A 2,877-nucleotide genomic window follows, 5' to 3' on the forward strand; every position below is an offset into this window, starting at 1 on the left:
TATTCAATTCAAAAGAAAATAAGATGATTAGACAAGAAGGACAATGGATGGGAAACTTAATTCAGTCAAAGAAAAATTTAGACATTAATAATGTTGAAATAGACCTAACACTCTTTAACTTAAATATACATCATTACACAGAATCTTTAAAATTTAACACTTACTTAAACAGAAAAGTATTTATAGATTTGGAAGGGCACATAATGAATGCGCCACAATTATCAATTTCTTTTGGCAATATTAACGATATGGACACTTTTTCAGATTTCAAAAAAGTTGTACAGTCAGAAACTTTTCAAGAGTTATGGTATTCGAATAAATCAAGTTGCGAAATATGCAACGTATGTGAGTTTCAAAACATGTGTACAGACGCAAGAATACCCCTTAAACGTACTAGCAAAAGTTGGTATTTTGAAAAAGAATGTAATTACAATCCATTTATCAGCAAATGGAAAGATGACAAGGGGTATATGAATTTATATGATTGTGGTGTTAAATCAAACTCGAAAGAGTTTTCAATTGATTATGAAAAAATAAATAAAATTAAAGCACAAATATGGGACTAAACGTAAAAAAATTTTTCTTGATCAAGATGACACTAATGTTACTTTCATTTGTGTTGTTTTCTTCGTGCAAAACAAAAAATTCAAGTTTCAATTTTGCTCAAGACAACCGCTACATACTATACTCTACACTTATACATTTGGGACAAAGAGAAGTTTTAAATGAAAATTATGAAAAAGCTTTTGAGAATTATGAAAAAGCATTTTCAGAGGTAGAAAAACCTTTCGTACATCATTATTACACGGCAATTCAGTTAGCAATGTTGTTGAACAAACTTGAAAAATCAAAAGAGTTAATATCAAAAGGAATGCAAAAAGGCATTTCTCCAAAAATGTTATATAATGATTCACTAATAAACGGTTTTATAAATGAAAAAAAACTCAAAAACTTTGTAGAACAACAATTTACAAAAGAAAAACTAGTTTACGAAAAATCAATTAATCGATTTTTGCTAGATACAATTGCAAAACTTTCATTTATAGATAATAAATGGAAAGTACATTATTTAGATTCTCTCAATAATTTATATTTTAAGGATTCTAAAAGTACTGAAACAATATACTGGAAGAAATATGATAGTATCGTTACTGATATTGTAGAAGACAAATTAATTCCATTGATAGAAAAATATGGATATCCAGGAGAGAGTCTAATTGGAATTCATGGTTTTGCAGATGGATATGACAAGCAGTCTTATGGTTTATATAATGGTAGTGTTAAATTGATTCTACTACATTATTTTTCATATCCAAGAAGTTGTAAATATAACAATATACTTTTGAAAGAAGTTCATAAAGGTAATCTGCTACCTAAAGAATATGCTTCATTTATTGATTTTCAAGCACAATGGGGCAATAGCAAATATTGTAAAGTGTTGTATTACAACGAATGGCACACTACGGAAGACAGCACTTTGTTTGAACAAATCAATATCCAACGTGAAGCTATTGGACTTGAACCATCTAAAGAATTAGAATTAAAAAAGAAAAGAGGACTAGAAATTTGTAAAAAGATAAGGGAAGAAAAAAAATACAAACACATTAAATTATTTCAGTGGTGTGGTTAGTTTGTAAATAAAGAGCGGAAGGGAAAAGCTTAAAAAAGAGTACCAAAAAATAAACATATTTTTATGAAAAAAGTTGAAAACTTGAAAAGTGATCTTTTCAAAAAATTTGAAGGTAACAAATTCGAAAATCTAAACATGATTCTCGGAGGAGATCCAGGAACATCAAAGGAGACTGATTGTTCAGAGACAAAATCTGATTGTACTGGGACATCTTGCGACACAACTTCGTGGAGTAATGATTCTTCCGCAAGTGGTGACACAATTAGATCAAGTGATGGTTGTAACGAGCCTACTAAATCTGTTTCTTTAGGATAATAATTTGGTAACTTCTTTAAATTTTTAAGGGGTAGAAGTGCTTTCTAAAACACAGATGAAATCGGTTGATGGTGCAAAGAGACCACGTGGATGCAGGCAATGGAGTATCAAATTATTTGGTTATACACTATTGGAGCATAACAACGATGAATGTCAAAATTCAGATGGCAATTGGGATTGGGGCGGAAATGGAGACATTCCAAATGAACCAAATTCACCAAGTTAATTAACCTTTAAGCTGACCGTTTTTTAATGGTCAGCTTTCATAGAATCTTCAAATGAAAAATCTAAAATTCTTACTATTATTTTTACTACTTTATTCTACGCAGCGAATACTTGCTCAAGATTCTATTATTCATTTAAACGAAGTGCAAGTAAAGCATTATAAACCAAGAGATGTAAAAAAGGTTATTAAAAGTATAAAAAAAAGATTACAAAGTAATTACTTAAATGAGCAAAAAGCTTACACTGTAGTGCAGCAGTCTTTATTGAATAATAAAGACACGTTAATAAATATTGATGCAAATTATTATTTCAACATAAAATCTTTGAATAATAATTTTACGAAAACAATAATTGACAGTCTAAAAAATCAAAAATATGTAAATCGTAATTTTTTTGAAAAGTACGATGATTATTCAGATTCACCTTTTAGATGGATCTCAGAAGTATTAATTAATAAAAATCTAAATGTTTCTAGCTTTGAATTCTTCAATTATATTTCCGAATATAATTACGACATAAATGTAGTTCAGAATACACTATATATAAGTTTTTTTACTGAAGATGGATTTACTGGTTTTTTAATTTGTGATAAAAAAAACTATAATTTGACATTGCTATCCGAAAGTTTTGACGATTTTAGAAATAAGCATTGTAACTGCCTATAAACAGGTCAATATTTCAACTTTATGCTGAAAATAAGTCAGAAC

The 2,877-nt window shown here is 28.6% G+C and carries 5 protein-coding genes; all 5 read left to right on the plus strand.

Going from position 1 to position 2,877, the window contains the following annotated elements; all coding sequences use genetic code 11:
• Nucleotides 1-566 (plus strand): hypothetical protein (locus ACIQ2X_RS15370; protein WP_396179847.1); only part of this gene is annotated, 566 nt, incomplete at its 5' end.
• A 137-nt stretch (nucleotides 567-703) separates the two neighbouring features.
• The gene (locus tag ACIQ2X_RS15375; RefSeq protein ID WP_396179848.1) at nucleotides 704-1,630 is read left to right on the plus strand and encodes a hypothetical protein; all 927 of its coding nucleotides are present in this window, start codon (nucleotides 704-706) and stop codon (nucleotides 1,628-1,630) included.
• A gap of 63 nt (nucleotides 1,631-1,693) precedes the next feature.
• The gene (locus ACIQ2X_RS15380; RefSeq protein ID WP_396179849.1) at nucleotides 1,694-1,945 is read left to right on the plus strand and encodes a hypothetical protein; all 252 of its coding nucleotides are present in this window, start codon (nucleotides 1,694-1,696) and stop codon (nucleotides 1,943-1,945) included.
• Nucleotides 1,946-2,000: 55 nt separating this feature from the next.
• Nucleotides 2,001-2,171 carry a hypothetical protein gene (locus tag ACIQ2X_RS15385; protein ID WP_396179850.1) on the plus strand — a complete coding sequence of 57 codons (171 nt, stop codon included), beginning with the start codon at nucleotides 2,001-2,003 and terminating at the stop codon, nucleotides 2,169-2,171.
• Between the two features lie 52 nt (nucleotides 2,172-2,223).
• The gene (locus tag ACIQ2X_RS15390; RefSeq protein WP_396179851.1) at nucleotides 2,224-2,835 is read left to right on the plus strand and encodes a hypothetical protein; all 612 of its coding nucleotides are present in this window, start codon (nucleotides 2,224-2,226) and stop codon (nucleotides 2,833-2,835) included.
• Nucleotides 2,836-2,877 lie beyond the last annotated feature (42 nt).

The sequence above is a fragment of the Flavobacterium sp. genome (assembly GCF_044368625.1).
Taxonomy (GTDB): domain Bacteria; phylum Bacteroidota; class Bacteroidia; order Flavobacteriales; family Flavobacteriaceae; genus Flavobacterium.